This window comes from Calditrichota bacterium (assembly GCA_013152715.1).
Classification (GTDB): domain Bacteria; phylum Zhuqueibacterota; class Zhuqueibacteria; order Thermofontimicrobiales; family Thermofontimicrobiaceae; genus 4484-87.
Window position 1 is genome coordinate 1196 of sequence record JAADFU010000210.1, and the last position, 543, is coordinate 1738.

The following is a 543-nucleotide window of genomic DNA, read 5'->3' on the forward strand; positions in this document are numbered from 1 at the left end:
AAATTCGGATTTCTGCTTTCGACCGGCGATGTCCTTAATTTTTCGCTAAAAGGGAATATTGGCAAATCTTTCCGCGCTCCGTCCTTCGACGATCTTTATTGGCCTGACGAAGGCTGGGGACACGGAAATCCGGATCTTGAGCCGGAAACGGCAACTTCGTGGGACGCAGGTTTTGTGCTGCAAAATAGAACCGCTTCTTTCTGGCAGGTCGAAATGAGCTATTTCAATCAGCAAGTGGAAAATCTCATCGGCTGGGGCGCTGACGCAAACGGTATCTGGCTCCCCATGAATACCGGCAAGGCGAAAATTTCTGGCGTGGAAACTGGAGTAAAACTTCAGCCATTTGGTCAATCTTTTTATCTCAACATTTTTCATACTTACATGAAAGCGACCGATGAGACGGAAAATTCTCCGCTCAAAGGAAAATGGCTCATTTACAGGCCGAAAAATAAATTGGACATTACAACAGGCATTAAATTAGGAAAATTGTCAGCAAATCTGAACTATCGCATTGTGAGCAAACGCTACACCACCGTTGACAAT

1 protein-coding gene is annotated in these 543 nt (G+C 45.1%); it reads left to right on the forward strand.

The genetic code is table 11. The features are described 5' to 3' along the window. On the forward strand, window positions 1-543 hold a 543-nt coding region (locus GXO74_16815), incomplete at both ends, for a TonB-dependent receptor (protein ID NOZ63318.1).